The organism is Mesorhizobium sp. P171375 (assembly GCF_057786075.1).
On sequence record NZ_JBYNWF010000001.1, the window covers coordinates 3730682 to 3748735 of the forward strand.

At 65.0% G+C, this 18054-nt stretch carries 17 protein-coding genes; 6 read left to right on the forward strand and 11 right to left on the reverse strand.

Translation table 11 applies throughout. From position 1 onward, the window contains the following. Positions 1-49: 49 nt before the first annotated feature. Genes ACYHH6_RS17975 through ACYHH6_RS17985 form a run of 3 tightly spaced genes read right to left on the reverse strand, consistent with a single transcriptional unit; the run spans position 50 to position 3836 of the window. On the reverse strand, positions 50-2365 hold the full coding sequence (locus ACYHH6_RS17975) for a xanthine dehydrogenase family protein molybdopterin-binding subunit (protein ID WP_352587590.1): 2316 nt from the start codon (positions 2363-2365) through the stop codon (positions 50-52). Then, positions 2362-3345 carry an FAD binding domain-containing protein gene (locus ACYHH6_RS17980; RefSeq protein WP_352587593.1) on the reverse strand — a complete coding sequence of 328 codons (984 nt, stop codon included), beginning with the start codon at positions 3343-3345 and terminating at the stop codon, positions 2362-2364. The genes ACYHH6_RS17975 and ACYHH6_RS17980 overlap by 4 nt, the downstream gene beginning before the upstream one ends. After that, positions 3342-3836 carry a (2Fe-2S)-binding protein gene (locus ACYHH6_RS17985; RefSeq protein ID WP_352587596.1) on the reverse strand — a complete coding sequence of 165 codons (495 nt, stop codon included), beginning with the start codon at positions 3834-3836 and terminating at the stop codon, positions 3342-3344. The genes ACYHH6_RS17980 and ACYHH6_RS17985 overlap by 4 nt, the downstream gene beginning before the upstream one ends. A 275-nt stretch (positions 3837-4111) precedes the next feature. Here ACYHH6_RS17985 and ACYHH6_RS17990 point away from each other — a divergent pair, with 275 nt between their 5' ends. Together ACYHH6_RS17990 and ACYHH6_RS17995 are read left to right on the forward strand one after the other, a co-directional pair. Then, positions 4112-4759 carry a TetR/AcrR family transcriptional regulator gene (locus ACYHH6_RS17990; protein ID WP_352587599.1) on the forward strand — a complete coding sequence of 216 codons (648 nt, stop codon included), beginning with the start codon at positions 4112-4114 and terminating at the stop codon, positions 4757-4759. 53 nt (positions 4760-4812) lie between these two features. Next, on the forward strand, positions 4813-5811 hold the full coding sequence (locus ACYHH6_RS17995) for a bestrophin family protein (RefSeq protein WP_352587602.1): 999 nt from the start codon (positions 4813-4815) through the stop codon (positions 5809-5811). 153 nt (positions 5812-5964) lie between these two features. On the opposite strand, the gene ACYHH6_RS18000 is transcribed toward ACYHH6_RS17995, so the two are convergent. Further along, positions 5965-6237, reverse strand: coding sequence for a hypothetical protein (locus tag ACYHH6_RS18000; protein WP_112566658.1), 273 nt, complete (start codon positions 6235-6237; stop codon positions 5965-5967). A gap of 236 nt (positions 6238-6473) precedes the next feature. Next, positions 6474-8564 (reverse strand): bifunctional AfsR/SARP family transcriptional regulator/alpha/beta hydrolase, encoded by a 2091-nt coding sequence (locus ACYHH6_RS18005; RefSeq protein WP_352587605.1) that lies wholly within the window; start codon positions 8562-8564, stop codon positions 6474-6476. Between the two features lie 170 nt (positions 8565-8734). Here ACYHH6_RS18005 and ACYHH6_RS18010 point away from each other — a divergent pair, with 170 nt between their 5' ends. Next, positions 8735-9061: a hypothetical protein gene (locus ACYHH6_RS18010; protein ID WP_352587608.1), complete on the forward strand. Its 327-nt coding sequence runs from the start codon at positions 8735-8737 to the stop codon at positions 9059-9061. Positions 9062-9084: 23 nt separating this feature from the next. Here ACYHH6_RS18010 and ACYHH6_RS18015 read toward each other — a convergent pair whose 3' ends face one another. From ACYHH6_RS18015 to ACYHH6_RS18035, 5 genes are all read right to left on the reverse strand, one after another. Then, on the reverse strand, positions 9085-9363 hold the full coding sequence (locus ACYHH6_RS18015) for a hypothetical protein (protein WP_352587611.1): 279 nt from the start codon (positions 9361-9363) through the stop codon (positions 9085-9087). A 12-nt stretch (positions 9364-9375) separates the two neighbouring features. Beyond that, a complete protein-coding gene (locus ACYHH6_RS18020; RefSeq protein ID WP_352587614.1) occupies positions 9376-11925 on the reverse strand; it encodes a caspase family protein in 2550 nt (849 codons plus the stop codon). A gap of 265 nt (positions 11926-12190) precedes the next feature. Further along, positions 12191-13189, reverse strand: a complete 999-nt coding sequence (locus tag ACYHH6_RS18025; protein ID WP_352587616.1) for a zinc-dependent alcohol dehydrogenase family protein — start codon at positions 13187-13189, stop codon at positions 12191-12193. A 41-nt stretch (positions 13190-13230) separates the two neighbouring features. After that, positions 13231-13503 (reverse strand): hypothetical protein, encoded by a 273-nt coding sequence (locus tag ACYHH6_RS18030; RefSeq protein WP_352587619.1) that lies wholly within the window; start codon positions 13501-13503, stop codon positions 13231-13233. A gap of 178 nt (positions 13504-13681) precedes the next feature. Further along, the gene (locus ACYHH6_RS18035) at positions 13682-14434 is read right to left on the reverse strand and encodes a DUF899 domain-containing protein (RefSeq protein ID WP_352587622.1); all 753 of its coding nucleotides are present in this window, start codon (positions 14432-14434) and stop codon (positions 13682-13684) included. 387 nt (positions 14435-14821) lie between these two features. Between ACYHH6_RS18035 and ACYHH6_RS18040 the strand changes: the two genes are divergently transcribed. Further along, positions 14822-16042 carry a helix-turn-helix domain-containing protein gene (locus ACYHH6_RS18040; protein WP_352587625.1) on the forward strand — a complete coding sequence of 407 codons (1221 nt, stop codon included), beginning with the start codon at positions 14822-14824 and terminating at the stop codon, positions 16040-16042. A 33-nt stretch (positions 16043-16075) separates the two neighbouring features. Further along, positions 16076-16708: a Vgb family protein gene (locus ACYHH6_RS18045; RefSeq protein ID WP_352587867.1), complete on the forward strand. Its 633-nt coding sequence runs from the start codon at positions 16076-16078 to the stop codon at positions 16706-16708. Positions 16709-16744: 36 nt separating this feature from the next. Here ACYHH6_RS18045 and ACYHH6_RS18050 read toward each other — a convergent pair whose 3' ends face one another. Next, positions 16745-17050, reverse strand: coding sequence for a hypothetical protein (locus tag ACYHH6_RS18050; protein ID WP_112566614.1), 306 nt, complete (start codon positions 17048-17050; stop codon positions 16745-16747). Positions 17051-17295: 245 nt separating this feature from the next. On the opposite strand from ACYHH6_RS18050, the gene ACYHH6_RS18055 reads away from it, so the two are divergent. Beyond that, complete coding sequence (locus ACYHH6_RS18055) at positions 17296-18003, forward strand: 4'-phosphopantetheinyl transferase family protein (RefSeq protein WP_352587628.1); 708 nt, start codon at positions 17296-17298, stop codon at positions 18001-18003. Positions 18004-18054: the final 51 nt, after the last annotated feature.

The following is an 18054-nucleotide window of genomic DNA, read 5'->3' on the forward strand; positions in this document are numbered from 1 at the left end:
TGAGGGGGAGATGCCCGGCAGGGCAGAGGGGGGTGCCCTCGCGCCTACCTCAAATCAGTTTCTCCAGCGTGATCGGCAGGTCATGCACTCTTTTGCCCGTGGCGTGAAACACAGCATTGGCGATCGCCGGCGCTACGCCGACGATGGCCAGTTCGCCCACGCCCTTGCCGCCGAGCACCGAGGAATGCAGGTCGGGAATGCCGACCGAGATCACTTCGATATCGGGGATGTCGGCATTGGTCGGCACCAGATAGTCGGCGAGGTTGTTGTTGACGATCCGACCATGCCTGCGGTCGACGATGCCTTCTTCCAGCAGCGCCTGGCCGATGCCCATGATGATGCCGCCCTTCCACTGGCTTTCGGCCAGTTTCGGATTGTAGAGCCGGCCGGAATCCAGCGCCGACACCACGCGCGACACGCGCACCGTGCCGAAATCCTCGTCGACCCGCACTTCGATGAAATGCGCGCACCAGGAGTGGCGCGAGTAGTCGCCTTCAGTGTGCGGCACCGACGTCGCGATGGTGGTGTAGTTCTTGTAGCGATCCTCGGCGCTCGAATTCGCCGGCATGGTGTCGCCGGTGGCTTCGATATGGCTGCGGCCGACACTGCTGAGCAGGTCCGCAACGGAGACATCGGGACCGTCGCCGCGCGGCGCGGTGATGCGGCCATTGGCGACGACCAGCGTGTTGGCCTGCAGCGCGTGGAAGGGCGAGCGCGGATCGCTGATCGCCAGCCCGACCAATTGGTCGAGCGCCGATGTCGCCGCCTTGTAGACCGCGCCGGTCATCACGCCGGCCAGCCGCGACCCGCCGGCGACGCCGGCGCGGGGAAAGCGCGAGTCGCCGAGCTTGACCACGACATCGTCGGCCGGCACGCCGACCGTCTCGGCCGCTGTCTGCGCCAGGATGGTGTAGGTGCCCTGGCCCATGTCGATCGAGGAGCTTTCGACCTCGACGGAGCCGTCGGACAGGATGCGCACGATGGCCTCGCCATAGGCGCGCCGCACCGGATAGGTGCCGGCGGCGACGCCCCAGCCGATCAGCTGGTGGCCGTCGCGCATCGAACGCGGCTTCGGCGTGCGCTTCGACCAGCCGAAGCGTTCCGCACCGGCGGCAAAAGCCTCGCGCAACTGCCGGGTCGACCAAGCTTTTTTCGCTTCCGGATCTTGTTCGGCATAGTTCCTGAGCCGGATCTCCAGCGGGTCGATGCCGACCTCATAGGCGAGCTCGTCAATGGCGCATTCGATGCCGAAGGCGCTGGGGTTTTCGCCAGGCGCCCGCTTGGCGCCGGGCACCACCGTGTTCACCCGCACAACATTCTGCTTCGAGGAGAAGTTGGGCGTGGCGTACATGATCGAGGTGACCGAAGCCAGCGGCTCGACCCACATGCCGTCGACCGCGGTCTCGTTGACGCCGCGATGCACGATCGACTGGATCTTGCCGTCACGGCCGGCGCCGATCGTCACCGTCTGGCGGGTCGCGGCGCGGCCGCCATAGGAGGTGAAGTTCTGCGGCCTTGTCAGCACCAGCTTCACCGGTCGTCCGAGCATTTTCGCCGAGGCCGCCGCCACCGCGCTGTGGGCGAGCGCCAGCGCCTTCGAGCCGAAGCCGCCGCCAATATAGGGCGAGACCAGCCGCACATTTTCGAACGGCACGCCGAACCATTCAGCATAGGTGCGCGCCATGCCGTCCAGCCACTGGCTGGGCTCCCAGATGGTGAGCTCTTCGCCCTGCCAGCGCGCGATCAGCCCATGCGGCTCCATCGCCGCCTGATATTCGCGCTGCGTGTTGTAGGCGGCGCAGATGCGCACCGGTGCGGCGGCGAACGCCGCTTCGGCGTCGCCCCATTCCTTGGTCATGGCATCGATCGGGATGCCGTCGCCGGCCTTGGCATCGCTGAGGTCGACGATGGCCGGCGTCTCGTCATAGCTGACCTCGACCAGGGCCGCCGCGGCGACCGCCTGCTCGAAGGTCTCGGCCACGACGGCAGCTATATGCTGGCCGGAATACGTGACCGTGCGGGCGAGCGGTGCGTATGTCTTCTGCGTTGGCGGATTGCCCAGCCAGTCCGACGCGCCTTTGATCTCCATGATGGTGTCGGGCGTCAGCACCAGAAGCACGCCCGGCGCGGTCTCCGCGGCCCGCGTGTCGATCGCGCGCACCGTGCCGGCGGCGATGGTGGCCTCGACCATCACCGCATGCGCCAGCCCGTCGAGCTGCTGCTCGACGGCGTATTTGGCAGCACCGGTGATCTTGGCCGGGCCATCGACGCGCGACAGCCGTCCGCCGACCGCGCCGTCGGAGGCGTCGCCATGTCTCGAATCGGCATGTGTTGTATTGGCATGTCTGATGTTGTGAACGGTCATGCCGTCTCTCCCAGTTTGAGGATGGCGCGCGCGACCACGCGCGGCGCGAGCTCGATCTTGTAGTGGTTGGCGCCATGGTCGACGGCGCCTTCCATGGCGAGCCCGCTCGCCTTGCGCACGGCGTCTTCGTCCAGGACCTTGCCTTTCAGCGCCTCTTCCACGGCGCGCGCCCGCCACGGTTTTGTGGCGACGCCGCCGAGCGCGACGCGCAGGTCACGGATGGTGCGGCCATCGGCTTCCAGCTCCAGTCCGACCGCGGCACTTGCCGCGGCGAACTCGTAGGACTGGCGGTCACGCACCTTGAGATAGGTCGAGCGCCGCGCGGCGGCCGAGCCGGGGATCTCGATCGCGGTGATCATCTCGCCGGCGCGAATGTCATGCTCGCGCTCAGGCGTGTCGCCCGGCAGCAGGAAGAAATCGTCGACCTTGAGCACGCGCTGGCTGAGATGGACCGTCGCATCGAAGGCGACAAGCGCGGTGGCTAGGTCGCCCGGATACATGGCGATGCATGCCTGGCTGGTGCCGAGCACGGCGTGGCCCCGCGTCACGCCGCCGATCGCCGAGCAGCCGCTGCCGGGCTCACGCTTGTTGCAGGCGGAAAAGTTCGAGGGATCGCGGAAATAAGGGCAGCGCGTGCGCTGCATCAGATTGCCGCCGACGGTCGCCATGTTGCGCAGCTGCGCCGAGGCGGCCTGCCACAGCGCTTCCGAGACAGCGGGAAAATGGCTCTTGATCCCGGCATGGTCGGCGACATGGCTCATTTTCGCCAGCGCGCCGAGCGTGGCGTGGCTTGCATCGACGCTGATCGTGTCCAGCCCCTTGAGATGGGTGATGTCGACCACGGTCTCAGGCTGGGCGACGCCGCATTTGGCGAGGTCCACCAGCGTCGTGCCGCCAGCAAGCAGCATGGCGCCGGGAAGCGCCGTCGCCTTGCGCGCGGCCTCGATGCTGTCGGCGCGAACGTAGGAAAAATCCCTCATGATGCCACCTCCAGGGCCGCCTGGCGCACGGCGGCGACGATGTTCGGATAGGCGCCGCAGCGGCAGAGATTGCCGGCCATGTATTCGCGGATCTCCTCGTCCGAGCCGGCATGGCCCTCGCGGATGCAGGCCACCGCCGACATGATCTGTCCGGGCGTGCAGTAGCCGCATTGGAAGGCGTCCTGCTCGAGGAAGGCCGCCTGCACGGCGTCCAGCGTGCCGTCGGCTCCGGCGAGCCCCTCGATGGTGGTGATTTTGCGGCCTTCGACCTGCGCGGCCAGGGTCAGGCAGGCAAGCACGCGCTCGCCGTCGACATGCACAGTGCAAGCACCGCACTGGCCGTGGTCGCAGCCCTTCTTGGTGCCGGTCAGGTCGAGGCGATCACGCAGCGCGTCGAGCAGCGTCACGCGCGGCTCGACCTGCAGTTCATGGGAATGGCCGTTGATGGTGAGGTGGATCGGGATGGTGGTGGAGGTGGTTTGGTCGATCATGAGGCGTCTGGCTCCAGTTGCTTGACGCTAGGGGATTGAAATGGGGCTTGGGTGGGGGAGGGCAAGGGCGGCGGAGAGCGTGATCTCCCCCACGAGGGGGGAGATTGGCAGCTTTGCCGCCCCGACTCTCCAGCGGGCAGGGGATGCTTCAGTCTTCACACTCTCAGCACGTGACATACCGGCTCCCCTGATTATATGATAAGACTGCTCCACTAAAACGGAGGCGCCTCCGTTTATCTAGGTGGGGGCTTACCCCTCGGGGTTCAAGCCCCCATATGTCGACAGTGGAGAAAAAATTGGACGACCAGCAGACAACAACCGCCCAAGGTGCGCGCGAAGCCGCAGCGCCGAAGCCGCTGCGCGCCGACGCGCAGCGCAACCGCGACCGGCTGGTCGAGGTGGCGGCGACGGCTTTTGCCGAGCAGGGCGTCGATGCTTCGCTGGAGGAGATCGCGCGCCAGGCGGGCGTCGGCATCGGCACGCTCTACCGGCATTTTCCGACCCGCGAGCATCTTGTCGAGGTGGTCTACAGGCGCGAAGTCGAGGCGCTCTGCGCGGCTGCCGATGACCTCGCCAGCCACCATTCGGCCGATATGGCGCTGGAACAGTGGATGCAGCGCTTCGTCGATTACATCGCCACCAAGCGTGGCCTAGCGGCCAGCCTGCGCATCCTGTTCAACACCAATTCCGCCGTGTTTTCCGACTTGTCGGGCCGGGTATCGCTGGCCTTGCGGCAGCTGGTCGAGGCGGCCGCGGCCGAAGGCTCGATCCGCGCCGACGTCGACGCCTCCGATGTGCTGCATGCGCTCGGCGGCATCTACTCGGCCCCCGACACCAAGGACTGGCGCGACCGCTCACGCCGGCTGGTCAAGCTGCTGATGGACGGGTTGCGCTTTGGGGCTGCCAAGGGCGCGGTGAGGTAAATTTCATATCGGCAGCGGACAACCAAGCCCAACCACATTTTGAGGGATACAGGATGTATGTAGGCCGCTCCTACAAGGTGATCGATTTTGCACTGTGGTCGCGGCGCAGTGTCATCTACATGGTGGTGGTAAGCGCACTTGCCGTGGTGGCTTACCGTCTGCCGGCCATTGCCGGGTTCTCGGTGCCGTGGTCGGTGGTGCTCGTGCTTGGAACCACCGTCTCGCTGGTCGCCGGGTTCAAGAATTCGCAGGTTTTCACCCGCAGCGGCGAAGCGCTGCAGGCCTTTGCGCAAATCACGGCGAGCAGCCGGATGTGGTCCAATTTCTGCAGGGACTTCACCGATGCGCCGGCGGCAAATGAGCTCATCTATCGCCATATCGCCTGGATGACAGCGCTGCGCTTTTCCCTGCGGCGACCGATGCCGTGGGAATCCATGGCGCGGGCCGCCAATATCGAGTACCGGCGGCGCTACCGCATCCAAGAGGACACCGGCTCGGTCGCCGACGAATTGCGCCCGCTGCTAGGCGAACGGGCCGAGAGCGTGTTGAAGTCGCCGCGGCCGGCGATAGCCCTGCTCGAAATGCAATCGGCCCAGGTCAACGGCTTGTTCAAGGACGCAAAGATCCCTGCGCAGATCTATGCCGAGATGACGAAACTGATCCGCGACTTCCATGACCAGCAAGCGCGCTGCGACCGCATCAAGAACAATCCGTATCCCCGCCAATATGCCATCGTCAGCTCCATGTTCGTCATGATCTTCTGCACGCTGTTGCCGTTCGGTGTGGTTCCGGTTTTTGCGGATATGGGCAAACTGGGCGGCGCGCTCAGCCCGATCGCGATCTGGCTGACGATCCCGTTCAGCACGCTGTTGGGCTGGGCTTACATGTCTCTCGATCAGGTTGGCGAGAGCAGCGCCAACCCTTTCGAGGGCAACGCCAACGACGTTCCGATCTCGCAGATCTGCCGCGACATCGAGATCGAACTGCGCGCCGGGCTTGGCGAAGCCAATCTTCCCAAGCCATTGTTGCCGGTCAACGATATCGCGACCTGACTTGGCGAGCATCCGTCCCTGCAAAGCACTTTCGGGAAACCGGCTTCAGCCCGATCACGCCGGCCACAATGAGAACGCTCCAGAAAATTTCTCGTCGCCGCCTCTGGCGCTTGAAGCCAAAATCCGGTCCCGCCGGTTTCCGCAGGTCAGTGGTTATCCCTTCGTCTCGACCAGGATCACCAGCGACTCCGGCACCACGCCATCGTGAGCCATCGCATCCGCGGCCGCCTTGCTTTGCATCATGGCCGCGAGCTTATCCATGTCCGGAACATCCATCATGATCGCGACCCGTTTCGGGTTCTGCGGATCGACGAAGGTGCGGACGTTAGTGATCCCGAGCGAACCGAAAAGCTCCTTGCGCTTCGGTGACGAGAGCCAGTGCTTGGTATCTTTCGAGATGTTGTGATGGCCAATAACGGTCGGCATGGCATCCTCCCAAGGTGCCGCTGCGGTCGCAATCGCCCGCTTGCTGCGGTCTACCTGCGCCCGCCAGTCAGCGCCGTTTCTCCTGGGCTGCCAATTAGCCGCTTCTAATGTGCAGTCTCCGGTCGATGGCGGTTGGCGAGGACAGAAGCGCCTCCCCCGTAGCTGACGACTTTCGGCTCCTGCGATCGGTGGAACCTCAAGCACCGGCGAGCGTCGCTGTTCCCACACTTCAGCGCTCAAACCGAACCATCCACCGAATAGAACGGAAACGCGCCGGGCAGCTCGGCTGCCGCCATTTCGCCACGCTCATCGAACAGCAGGCCGGACCCGACCACGAGATCGCGCACCGTCCGTGACGCGATGATTTCGCCCGGCCGCGCATGACCCAGCAGCCGCAATGACAGCTCGATCGCCGCGCCGGAAAATTGATTGCCGCGCTGCTCGCACTCGCCGATATGCACCGCCGAGCGGACCTCGACACCGGATCGCCGCAAGCGATCGCGAATGGCGATCGCGCACTGGATCGACCGCGTTGGCCGCTGGAACACCGCGAGCACCTTGCCGTCCGCTCGGCTGATCTCTATGCCTTCTGCCGCGAGGAGTTCACCACGGAGCGCCTCGGCGTGCCGCTCGGCCGGCTCGATGCCGAAAGGCGAGCCCGTCATATCGACCGACAGCACCGACACCAGCAGCCGTTCGCCTGGAACCGCCGGCAAGGCGCTGGTTACGAAAGCCTGGATCTCGTCGACAAGCCGATCGGAATTCTCGCCCCAGATCACGTGGTCGCGGCCGGCGAACTCGATATGTTTGGCGCCTTCGATACTCGCTGCCAGGAAGCGCCCTTCTTCCGCGTTCACCCAGCGGTCGCTTGTCGCCTGCGCTACCAGTGTGGGCACGTGAATGACAGGCAGAATGTCGCGGACATCGATTTCGGTACCCCAGCGCCAGAGCGCGATCGCCTCTGCCGGTGAGGCCGAATTCCTGAGATAGGCGGCGAACCATTCCCGTTCGAGCGGATCGTTCATCAGGCTGGGTGCGGCATTGCTCATGTCCGCTGGCTCTCCCCACTGTCTTTCGATGGCGGCGAGGTCTTCCTCCACTTCTTCCCCCGTCCTTCCCCACGGATAGTCCGGCAACCGTCTGCCGCTGGCATAGGTTCCGTTGAGCACAAGTGCGGCGGTGCGCTCGGGGTAAGTCGCCGCGAACAGCATGCACATCGGGCCGCCCTCGGAACTGCCGAACAGAACCGTGCGCTTGGAACCGACCGCATCGAGCACCGCCCGCATGTCTTCCATGCGTTCTTCCAGCGTCGGCAAGCCGACATTGCGGTCGGACAAACCAGTGCCGCGTTTGTCCATGCGGATCAGGCGCGAAAAGCTGCCGAGACGCGTGAGCACATGCGCAAGCCGAGGCGAGTCCCAGGCAAGGTCGAGGTTGGACACCCATCCCGAGACATAGATCAGGTCGATCGGGCCGTCGCCGGTGACCTGATAGGCAATGTTGACCCCTGCCGATTTGACGTAGCGGGTCTGCGGCCGCGCGACTTGGTGGCTGAAGCCGGTGGCGTGATCCGCATCGGTCGTGGGTGGCCGTGCCGGCGCTATCGTGCGGCGTGTCCGCAGCGTCTCGAACAATTGCCGCGTCTCCGGCTCCGGCTGCAGCTTGAGATCGCGTTGAAGCGCAGTGCGGCAGTGCTCATATTGCTTCAGCGCGAGATTGGTCCTGCCTTGCGCCGCATAGGCGCGCATCAAGGCACGGTGGACGTCCTCCCTCAGCGGCTCCATGGCCAGCAGGCGCGTCGCCGCGCGCACGCACGCGGCAGGATCGTTCGTCGCGGCATAGTGCGCGACGAGCCTGTCAAGCGCGGCGACGGCCAAAGCCCGCAGCCGCTCGCGCTCGATCCTCAGCCAGTCCTCGAATGGCTCCTCCTTCAGGCCGAAGCCGTCGAGCAGGTCGCCACGGTAGACATTGAGCGCCAGTTCGAGGTCTTCGGGTGCCGGGCTGGCGACCAGCGCCTCGAACCGCGCGACATCGAAATCAAGGTCGTCGAGATGCAGAGCGACGCTGTCGCCGTCGGTAAGGAAGCGGCCGCCGCCGCATGCCTGCATGGCCTTCCTGACGGACGATACCGCTTGCCGCAGGCTCATTCGCGCCTGCGCCTCGCTGTTGATGCCCCAGAGCAGGGTCGCCAGCTTCTCGCGCGACTGCGAATGCCCCGACTGTAGTGCGAGATAGGCGACCATCGCACGCGCCTTGCGGCTGATGGCGGGAACCGCGGCCCCGGCAAAGTCGAAACCACCCAGCAGGTGAAGATAAGGTCCGGTCATCGGATCCAGCCACGGTCACAGCATGACGACGATCCGCTCAAGCTCACTCCATTTCAACACTTATTCCGCCGCCGAGGCGCTTTTCACGATTCCATCACGCCGGTTCCCACGCGTTTCTCACGACGCTTGAGGAGATTGTTCGCACTGGATCTCTTTCGCAGGAGGACACCGTGCAACATCCTGGCTCGACCGAGTGGCCCATTTGGCATGACTACCCCGGCAGCGACCGGCAGGAGCTTGGTGCGCCATCGCGTCACGACATTGCGCTGGCTCGCTACCTCGAAGCGCAACAGGCCCATCGGGAATTGATGGCGCGCCGGCCCGATCCGGCGGCGGTCACAGCCTTTGCACTGGCAGCGCTCGTCGGCCGCGTTTTCCGTGCAGCGCTGCGCCCAAATGTCCGCGGCCCGGCCAATGCCGTGGCTTGGATGGACGGCGTCGGCTTGACGCTGTCAAAGGCTCATGCGGAATTCAGCAAAACCCTTTGGGGCCGCTGAGCGCGGCGCCTTGGGTGACGATCTCATCCCCAGCCGCCGCCTCCTCCGCCTCCGCTGCCGCCGAGGGCAGGAACCACGGGCGGCTTTTGGGGGGTCTCCTCGGCCGGCTTGATCACTTTGCCGGTGGTCGCCTTCTTGTATCGGACCACCTTCGGCTGGGGCGCCACGCGAACCACCTTGCGATGCTCCACCGGCGGCGCCGGTTCAAACATCGGCGCCACCGAAGTGCAGCCCATGAGCCCGGCCAGAACGCCGGAGAAAATTGTCCCGATGAATACCTGCTTCAATGCCTTGCCCACCATGGCCTCCATTGTTCAGAACAAGTCCCGACGCGGATTGGCTTCTTCCCAGACCCCTCGGGCCGCGTTGACCAGTTGCGTGTCCAGCGAACCGGACGGGGGGATCTTCGACTTGAGCTCTTGACGGAGTGCGTCCAAGGCTGCCGTTTTCGGCTTCGTGCCGAACTGCGCCAGGCCTTTCTTTGCGTCCGGAAGCTCCTTGCGCAGGTCCAGCGCGACGGCGAATGCCAGGAAACGCACCGCGACAGCCTGATCGGCCGTGTCGCCTTTCGCCATTTCGAGTGCGGCGCGATCATAGGCGCTGGACGGATCGCCGCGCGTGGTCGCCAGTTCGAACAGTCTTTGCGCTTCCGCCGGATCCTGGCGCACGCCGACGCCATCCCTGTACATGCGGGCGAGGCTGCCCGGAGCGTAGGGCTGGCCAAGATCGGTCGCCTGCTGGAACAACGCCTGCGCCGTCTTCGGATCCTTGTCGATGCCCTGGCCGGCGAGGTAATTGCGGCCGAGCAGGTTCATCGAATACATGTCCTGGCGCTGCACGCCCGCCTGCAGGAAGGCGACGGCCCGAGCAGGGTCGGCAGGCACGCCGTTGCGGCCCTCGGTGAAGATCGCGGCCAGATCGTTCATGGCATAGGTGTGCCCCATGGCCGCCGCCTTGAGCAGCAGGTCCAGGCCCTTGGCCGTATCGCGGTTGACGCCGTAGCCGTTGAACAAAGCGCGGCCCCACGAGGTCATTCCGTAGGGATCGCCCTTGTCGGCCGCAGCCTTGTAGAGAGCGTTGGCCTGGGTGCGGTCGATGGGCGTTCCGGTTCCTGTTGCGTTGAGATAGCCGAGTTCGAAGACAGCGCGCACATGCCCCTTCTTGGCGGCGTCCTCGATGGCTGCCTTAGCCTCGCTGACCTTGCCCGTCGCAAGCAGCGCGCGGCCGAGCTCGTAGCGGAAGCGGGGAACATCGGGATAGGTTTTCACCGCGGCCTCGCAGGCTGCCACCGCACCGGCGCCGATCTCGTTCGGCAGCAGGCCGGGCACCACCCCTTGCAGGTCGAGAGGCTCGCCGGCGGCGGTATCGCAGGCATCGACCGTCGGCGACAGCTTCATCGTTGCTGGCTTGGACGAGTTGCTGTCGGCGCGGATTTCGAAGCCGACCTCGACCGGCGCGCCGGCGCCGATCTGCGGCTCGTAGCGAAGATGGTCGACTTCACCGGCCAACAAGCTCGATTGTGGCGAGAGCGTCCGATCCGGCAGCGACAGCGTTCCCGTTGCCGGATATCCCGAAACCTTCAGGCTCACCGCCGGATCGTCGGTCGGGAAATCCAGATTGAGCGCGACCGGGCCGACACCGACAGGAATATCAAGTTTGCGCTTCTCGATCGCTTCGGCGGCACCGGTGATGTGGATGCCGCGCTCCAGCACCTGCTGCTTCTGCTCGGCCTCGAGCGAAGCCATGATCTGCTGGCCCGCGGCACCTTCGCCGCTCTTGACGCGAAACACCAATATGCCCTGGCTTCCGCCGCCCCAACTGTCATGCGTGGCATAGGCGAGCATATCCACCTCGTCCTGCGTGGCGGCCCCCTTGGGGACATCCATCTGCAGGCGCGGCAGATCCTTGCCCGCGATCGGTTCGCCCACCGCGACATCTTTGCCGTCCAGCATAAGACGGCCCATTGCCGGTGGCCTTTCGATGCTGACGCTGATAGCGCCGCCATCGACATCGACCGGCTCCGGCAGGCCAAGCGCCACAGGACCGACCCCCGACAGCACCACCTTCTCCAGCACCGGCGGCAGCGAAGGCCGGTTGCTGCGGCGCACCAGCACCACGTCGTCGATCAGCGAGGAATTTTCCCAAGGCACCTGCATGCCGTTGGTGGCCTGCACGACATCGCGGCGCACCGCCGACATGACCGTGCGGATCTCCTGGTTCGGCGCCAGCGCGCGGCGCGAAAATGCCGATGAAAACGGGCTGAGGTCGCCGCTGCCGTCATAGGCGACGGCGCCCGGTTCGGTGGCGAAGGCAATCAGCGTGTTGAGCGAGCTGCGCACCTGCGCCAGCCCCGTATTGCCGGCGGTGACAAGCTGGTCACGCAGCCAGTAATTGTTGCGCGGGAAGGGGTTGTTGCGGCAGGCATCGAGGATGATCACCTGGATCTTCGACTTCGAGCGCATCTGCTCCAGCACATCGTTGAGCTTGATGGCCTGTACCTCGATATCGGCGGCTTTCTTCAGCGAGGCGTCGACCGGTATCAGGAAATTCTCACCACCGATCTGAAAGCCATGCCCGGAATAGTAGACGACGGCGAGATCGGCGCCGTCGACGGCGGCCAGATAGTCCCGGAACTGGCCTTCGAATTGCTGCTTGGTGAGGTTCTCTGCGACGAAAACCTCGAAGCCCGCCAGCCGGAACGTGGCCGACACATCCTCGGCATCCTTGGCCGGGTTCTTCAGCGCCAGGATGTTTCGGTAGTCGGAATTGCCGATGACGAGAGCGACCCTTCGATCGGCGCAAGCCTCAAAGGTTGTGAGGCTAACGAGGATGAAGGCCGCGATAAATCCGCAAAGTCGGAGCATGGCAAAACCCCTGGCCGCTGCCTGACGCCGACGAGAACACCGCTTGCGGCATCAAGGCCCGTTGACAGTATGCAACCTGCCACAGGATAAAGTGAAAGGCCCGCCACCGCCAGACCATGGCAGGCGATTTCTTTCGGCGCCGACGGACCATGGTGGCAGTAGCACGCGCTTCAAGAGCGGGTATGTGACAAGTCTCACAGTTCGCATGGACGTGCTGAATGCGCCGTTCGACACCAGGGACTGGTGGGCTGCGGCCAGGATGCGTTCAAACTTCGAGGCAAACCTTGCCGAAATGCTGTTGCGTCTCGTAGTGGCTGAAGGCGGCGGCGATGTCGTGCAGTGGAAAGCTGCTGTCGATGACAGGTTTCAAACGGTTGACCTCTATCGCCCGGATCATGTCTTCCTGGTCGGCCCTGCTGCCGATGGAAATCCCGCTGATGCGGATCTGGTTCGAAAACAGCGCCGGGATCGAAACCTCGGCCGCAAAGCCGGTCAGCACGCCGACGAGCGCGATGTGCCCGCCCGTCCGACAGGCCGCGATCGACTGCGCCAGCGTCGCGGGTCCGCCAACCTCGATCACGTGGTCGACGCCGCGTCCCTTCGTCAGCTCCCTGGCCTTGCCGCCCCAGTCCGGTACGGCCTTGTAGTTGATGACGCTGTCGGCGCCGAGGCGTCTCAGCTTCTCCAGCTTTTCTTCGCTGGACGAGGTGGCGATGACCCGGGCGCCGGCGGCCTTGGCAAATTGCAGCGCAAACAGCGACACGGTGCCGAGGATCAGCACCGTGTCGCCGGGCTTCACCTTGCCGCACGTCACCAGGCCTCGCCAGGCGGTGACGCCGGTGCAGGTGAGCGTTGCCGCCTCGAGATGCGTATAGCCCGCCGGCGCCTTGGTGAAAGCCTGCGCCGGCATGCACACATATTCGCTTGCGAAGCCGTCGTAACTGTCTCCCGGAATGTCGCGTCCTGTGTCCGATGTCATGTCGCCGCCCAGCCACCCGGGGTAGAAAACACCGACGACGCTGTCGCCCAGCTTGAACGCATAGACATCGCCGCCGACGGCAATCACCTCGCCGGCGCCGTCCGACAGCGGCACGCGGCCATCTGCGAGCGGCACCTTGCCTTGCACGGCGAAATCGTCGCGCATGTTGAGCGAGCAGGCGCGGATCTTGACCAGCATTTCGCCCGGCCCAGGCCGCGGATGATCCTCCTCGACCAGGTCGAGCTTGTCCAACCCGCCCGGCGCTTTCAGCCTGACCAGCCTCATTGTGTCTCTCCGGCGTACGGGGTGTTGGATGGCGAGCCGGACTATTGCCGGACCGGCCGGCCGGAAATCACACGCAACCATGGCGCCAGATGAAAGGCGCTCATCAAGAGATACATCACCGGCATGCTGGTGAGCAGGGAGGCATCGGTGCCCAGGCACGACATGACGCCGTCGCCAGTGTGAATGCAAGTGAGCAGCGCCATCGCAGCGAAAGTCGGCGCCGCGGCGAGGCACAGCCAGTCGACGATGCCGAGAGGGGCCGCGCGGGTAGTTTGGGGGATTTCGCTGCCGGTGCCAATGCCGATATCGCTCATGGTTCTAATCCCTTGATGAAGGCCTCGGGCTTGGTTTCTCGCCCCTGCCGAAGGTGGGGGAGAGATAGCTGCGAAGCGGCCGGAGAGGGGCTTTCGTAGGGCGCAGGCCCCTCTCCGTCTCGGCTTCGCCGAGCCACCTCTCCCCACTTCGTGGGGCGAGGAAACCCAAGCTGGATATCTACTTGCCGTCCTTGTCGCGGAACGCGGCTTCGCCGGCGGCGGCCACCGCTTCCCATGTCTTGTCGGGCGCGGCGTCGTAATTGTCGTGCCAGTTCCACCAGCTGTAGAGCTCGGTCTGGGGATAGCCTTCGGGCGAGTCCTCCCAGACCTCCTGGCGGCCGAGCGGCGTGGCGTCGAGATAGCTCCAGACCGTGCCCATCTGCTCGTCGCCGCGGCTGTTGATGAAGTAGGTGCGATACACCTTCTTGCCGTCCTGGATGAACACGTTGTGGCCGTGCCATTCGTCGACGCCGAAGTCCTTGTCGAAGCCGTCGGTGATTGTGTACCAGGGCATCTCCCAGCCCATCCGCTGCTTCAGGCTGACAATGTCGGCCTGCGGCGCGCGCGAGGCGTAGGCAAGCGTGGTGTTGCGGGCGTTGAGATGGGCGAGATGGCCGACCTGGTCGGCGCCGAGCGAACAGCCGCGGCAGGCGTGTTCCGGCCAGCCGTAGACGCCGGGCTCATAGAAGGCGCGGTAGACGATCAGCTGGCGGCGGCCCTCGAACAGGTCGAGCAGGCTTGCCTTGCCGTTGGGGCATTCGAACACATAGGCCTTGTCCACCTCCATCCACGGCATCCGCCGGCGTTCGGCCGAGAGCGCATCCCTGGCGCGCATCGTCGCCTTTTCCTTCACCAGCATCTTTTCGCGCTCGGCTTCCCATTCCTGCCTTGAAACGATTGGCGGGGTCTTCATTGCCACGTGCTTGGTCATTGCTCGTCTCCTTTGCCAGTCATTACGCCGTTGCGGCCTGTCGTTGCCTTCTGATCGTGAGGTAGGGTAGGGCCGAGAGGCGGCGAGGGCGGAGTTACAAATGTGACGGGATTTGACGGAGGCCCACCGCAGCAGGGGTGGCGGGGCCGCGCAGTGTGCTCAAGATCCTCGGAAGCAGGCATTGTCAGTTATCTCCAATGAGAAGCTTAAAAATACCATCTGAGATGCTCAGGCTAGCGACTGCCGATATTGCCGTCAACGCCGCCCGAGGTGTCTCCTGCCAGCCCAGATGGCCAGGTTGCCGCCCCGGCTTGCTGCTTGGCGGCGGTGATTTAAGTTAGGGCCATGACCGGCGGAGGTGGGAGTTACAAGTGTGACGGGATTTGAATGGACTCGCTGATCACCGCGGCAGGGCTGGCGCTGGCGGCGGGTGATCCGCTTGCCGCGCTCGATCGCGTGGCCTTGCGCGAGGATGCGCCGGCGCTGGCGCTGCGCGGCATTGCCATGGCGCAGCTCGGCGATCTCGATCGCGCCAAGCTGCTGCTGCGTCGGGCCGGCCGCGCCTTCGGTCCGAAGGAGGCGGTGGCGCGCGCCAGATGCGTCGTCGCCGAAGCCGAGATCGCGCTGGTCTCACGTGACCTCGGCTGGCCGGCCAAGGCGCTCGATGCGGCGCGGGCGACATTGGAAAGGCACGCCGACCGGCTGAACGCCGCGCATGCCGGCCATCTCAAAGTGCGCCGCCTGCTGCTCATCGGCCGTCTCGACGAGGCTGAAGACGTGCTGGCCGGGCTCGACCCGGCGCCGCTGCCACCCGCCTCACGCGCCGCGCATGAACTCGCCGTTGCCGGCATCGCCATGCGCCGTCTCAAGACGAAAGCCGCGCGCGCAGCCCTTGAATGGGCGCGCCACGCCGCCCGCCGGGCCGGCATTCCGGGCCTTATGGCCGAGGTCGACAGCGCCTTCCTGTCACTCGACACGCCGGCGGCCCGGCTGATCGCCAATGGCGAAGAGCGACCGGTTCTGCTCGAAGAGGTTGAGGCGCTGCAGGCGTCGTCGGCGCTGGTCGTCGATACGTTCCGCTATGTCGTGCGCAAGCAGGAAACCACGGTCTCGCTGGCAACGCGCCCGGTGCTGTTTGCACTCGTGCGAACACTTGCTGAAGCCTGGCCGGCGGATGTGCCGAGAGCGACGCTGATTGCCCGCGCCTTTGGCGGCAGGCACGCCGATGAATCACATCGTGCCAGGCTGCGGGTCGAGATCGGCCGGCTGCGCGCCGAATTGCGGCCGCTGGCCGGCATCGGCGCGACCAGCCAAGGCTTTGCGCTGGCGCCGCGTCAGGCCGTCGCGGTCGTGGTGCTGGCGCGGCCGATCGAGGAGCGGCACGCGGTGATGCTGGCCTTCCTGGCCGATGGTGAAGCCTGGGCAAGCTCGGCGCTCGCGCTCGCGCTCGGCGCCGGCCAGCGCAGCGTACAACGGGCGCTCGAGAAACTGGCCGAGGCCGGCAAGGTGCAGTCGTTCGGCCACGGCCGGGCGCGCCGCTGGATGACGCCGCCTGTGGCCGGTTTCACGACCACCTTGTTACTCCCGGCACCGCTGCCAAACGGCTAGGAAGGTTCCGTGACCATGATCGAGGACCAGGACATGAAACATTCAGCCGCCGAAATCCTGCGCGAATACGGGCCATTTCCTGATGTCGACATCGTGCATGGCGTGAGCTTTGACGGGCAAAATGTCTGGTTTGCCACGGGAGAGAAGCTGACCGCCTTCGATCCGGCAAACGGTGAAACAAAACGCTCGATCGATGTCGCGGCCCATGCCGGCACCGCCTATGACGGCCGGCATCTGTTCCAGCTCGCCGGCGACCGCATCCAGAAGATCGATCCGGATACGGGGCAGGTGCTGGCCACCATCCCGGCGCCCGGCGGCGGTCGCGATTCAGGCATGACCTGGGCCGAAGGCACGCTGTGGGTCGGGCAGAACCGGGAGCGCAAGATCCACCAGATCGATCCCGAGACCGGGAAAATCCTGCGCACCATCGAATCCAACCGCTTCGTCACCGGGGTGACCTGGGTGGATGGCGAACTATGGCACGGCACCTGGGAAGGCGACCACAGTGACGTCCGGCGCGTCGACCCGCAGACTGGAAAGGTGCTGGAGCGGCTCGACATGCCGGCGGGGAAGGGCGTGTCTGGGCTCGAATCCGACGGCGGCGACCGCTTCTTCTGCGGCGGCGGCCCCGGCGGCATGGTGCGAGCGGTACGCCGGCCGAGATAGGCAGCTTGTCTTATGCTGCGGAACGTTCGGCCGAGATCATATCCCGGAGCCGTCGAGCTGCTGGGCGTCCTCGCCGGCCCAGGGCGCCGGCATGGAAGCCCGGCTCAGATTGGCCGTCGGCAGCGGCATCCAGCATTTCAACTCGGGTTCAGGATATTCGATCACCCGTCCCGGAGACGAATCGGAAGAGCGCCAGCCTTCTGAACCGAACTGGTCGGCGCGCGACCAGTAGGCGAGGTCGACCTCGGCCGGCCCCTGTTCCGACGGCCTCACGGTGACCAGGATGCGGCTGCCGTCCTTGGGGGCGCTCGCCATATGCCGCCAGCGATCGGGTTCGTCCATCTCATGTCCTCCTGCACGTTGCAGGGATAGTCGCCGCGCGCCCCACGGCGGTCAACCTGAACTTTGCGCAAGAAAGAGATATCGTGGGCGCACGCATGTCGGACAGGCGCCCGACGCCGACACCTTGTACGCCGTGCGGCGAGACGACTGCCTGAGAGCGTGACGTCTTGCGCGGATGATCGTGACGTGTTCACGATAGCGCGGCGGGGTGCGCAACAAGCATCGCAACCGACGAGGGAGTGGCGTTGCCGAGCGAGCCGAAAGTCCGTAGCGACCGGTTGGCGGCCGATGTGGTAGCAGCCATCCGGCAACTGGTTTCCGATGGCGTTGTCGTCGAAGGCGGCGACCTCGACATCGCCGACCAGGACTTTCTGGTCGCGGAAGAGCAATCCCTGGGCGATATCGTGCCGACGCGCCGTCGTGAGTTTCGCGCCGGACGCATCTACGCAAGGCAGGCTTTACAAGCTTTGGGTATTCCCGCCCACAGCATACCGGTGGGGCCTGATCGGGTCCCGGTCTGGCCGACAGGGGTTGTCGGCTCGATCTCCCATACACCCAGCCTGTGCGCTGTCGCCGTCGGCCTTTCCGCCGACTGGCCCGGGATTGGCATCGACATCGAGGACGATTCTCCGTTGTCGGATGAGTTGACGAAGCTGGTGTCGCACGCCTCGGAGCTGGAACAGCGGCAAGCGATTGAAAAGCAGCTGGGCTACGACCTGCCAAAGCTTCTGTTCGTGATCAAGGAAGCCTTCTACAAAATGCATTTTCCGCTCCATCGACAATTTTTGACGTTTCAGGACGTTTGTGTCGGACTGGATGTGAACAAGCGCGCCGCCCAAGCCAGGACCGTCCCATCAGGCCGCCTTGCGCTGGCCGGCAATGGTTGTTTCGAAGGCCGCTTCGACAGTGTTCACGGGACGTTGTTCTCATGTTTCGAGATCGCCGCGCATTGACAGCCATTCTGTCAGCAAGCACTAGGGAATCGGCATGAGTTTTTGGGCTGA

Coding starts and splice junctions, on each gene's coding strand:
- ACYHH6_RS18045 (WP_352587867.1), top strand. CDS start 16,076: ATGAAACATTCAGCCGCCGAAATCCTGCGCGAATACGGGCCATTTCCT.
- ACYHH6_RS18015 (WP_352587611.1), bottom strand. CDS start 9,363: ATGGTGGGCAAGGCATTGAAGCAGGTATTCATCGGGACAATTTTCTCC.
- ACYHH6_RS18035 (WP_352587622.1), bottom strand. CDS start 14,434: ATGACCAAGCACGTGGCAATGAAGACCCCGCCAATCGTTTCAAGGCAG.
- ACYHH6_RS17990 (WP_352587599.1), top strand. CDS start 4,112: ATGTCGACAGTGGAGAAAAAATTGGACGACCAGCAGACAACAACCGCC.
- ACYHH6_RS18030 (WP_352587619.1), bottom strand. CDS start 13,503: ATGAGCGATATCGGCATTGGCACCGGCAGCGAAATCCCCCAAACTACC.
- ACYHH6_RS17985 (WP_352587596.1), bottom strand. CDS start 3,836: ATGATCGACCAAACCACCTCCACCACCATCCCGATCCACCTCACCATC.
- ACYHH6_RS18025 (WP_352587616.1), bottom strand. CDS start 13,189: ATGAGGCTGGTCAGGCTGAAAGCGCCGGGCGGGTTGGACAAGCTCGAC.
- ACYHH6_RS17980 (WP_352587593.1), bottom strand. CDS start 3,345: ATGAGGGATTTTTCCTACGTTCGCGCCGACAGCATCGAGGCCGCGCGC.
- ACYHH6_RS18000 (WP_112566658.1), bottom strand. CDS start 6,237: ATGCCGACCGTTATTGGCCATCACAACATCTCGAAAGATACCAAGCAC.
- ACYHH6_RS18050 (WP_112566614.1), bottom strand. CDS start 17,050: ATGGACGAACCCGATCGCTGGCGGCATATGGCGAGCGCCCCCAAGGAC.
- ACYHH6_RS17975 (WP_352587590.1), bottom strand. CDS start 2,365: ATGACCGTTCACAACATCAGACATGCCAATACAACACATGCCGATTCG.
- ACYHH6_RS18020 (WP_352587614.1), bottom strand. CDS start 11,925: ATGCTCCGACTTTGCGGATTTATCGCGGCCTTCATCCTCGTTAGCCTC.
- ACYHH6_RS18005 (WP_352587605.1), bottom strand. CDS start 8,564: ATGACCGGACCTTATCTTCACCTGCTGGGTGGTTTCGACTTTGCCGGG.
- ACYHH6_RS17995 (WP_352587602.1), top strand. CDS start 4,813: ATGTATGTAGGCCGCTCCTACAAGGTGATCGATTTTGCACTGTGGTCG.
- ACYHH6_RS18040 (WP_352587625.1), top strand. CDS start 14,822: ATGGACTCGCTGATCACCGCGGCAGGGCTGGCGCTGGCGGCGGGTGAT.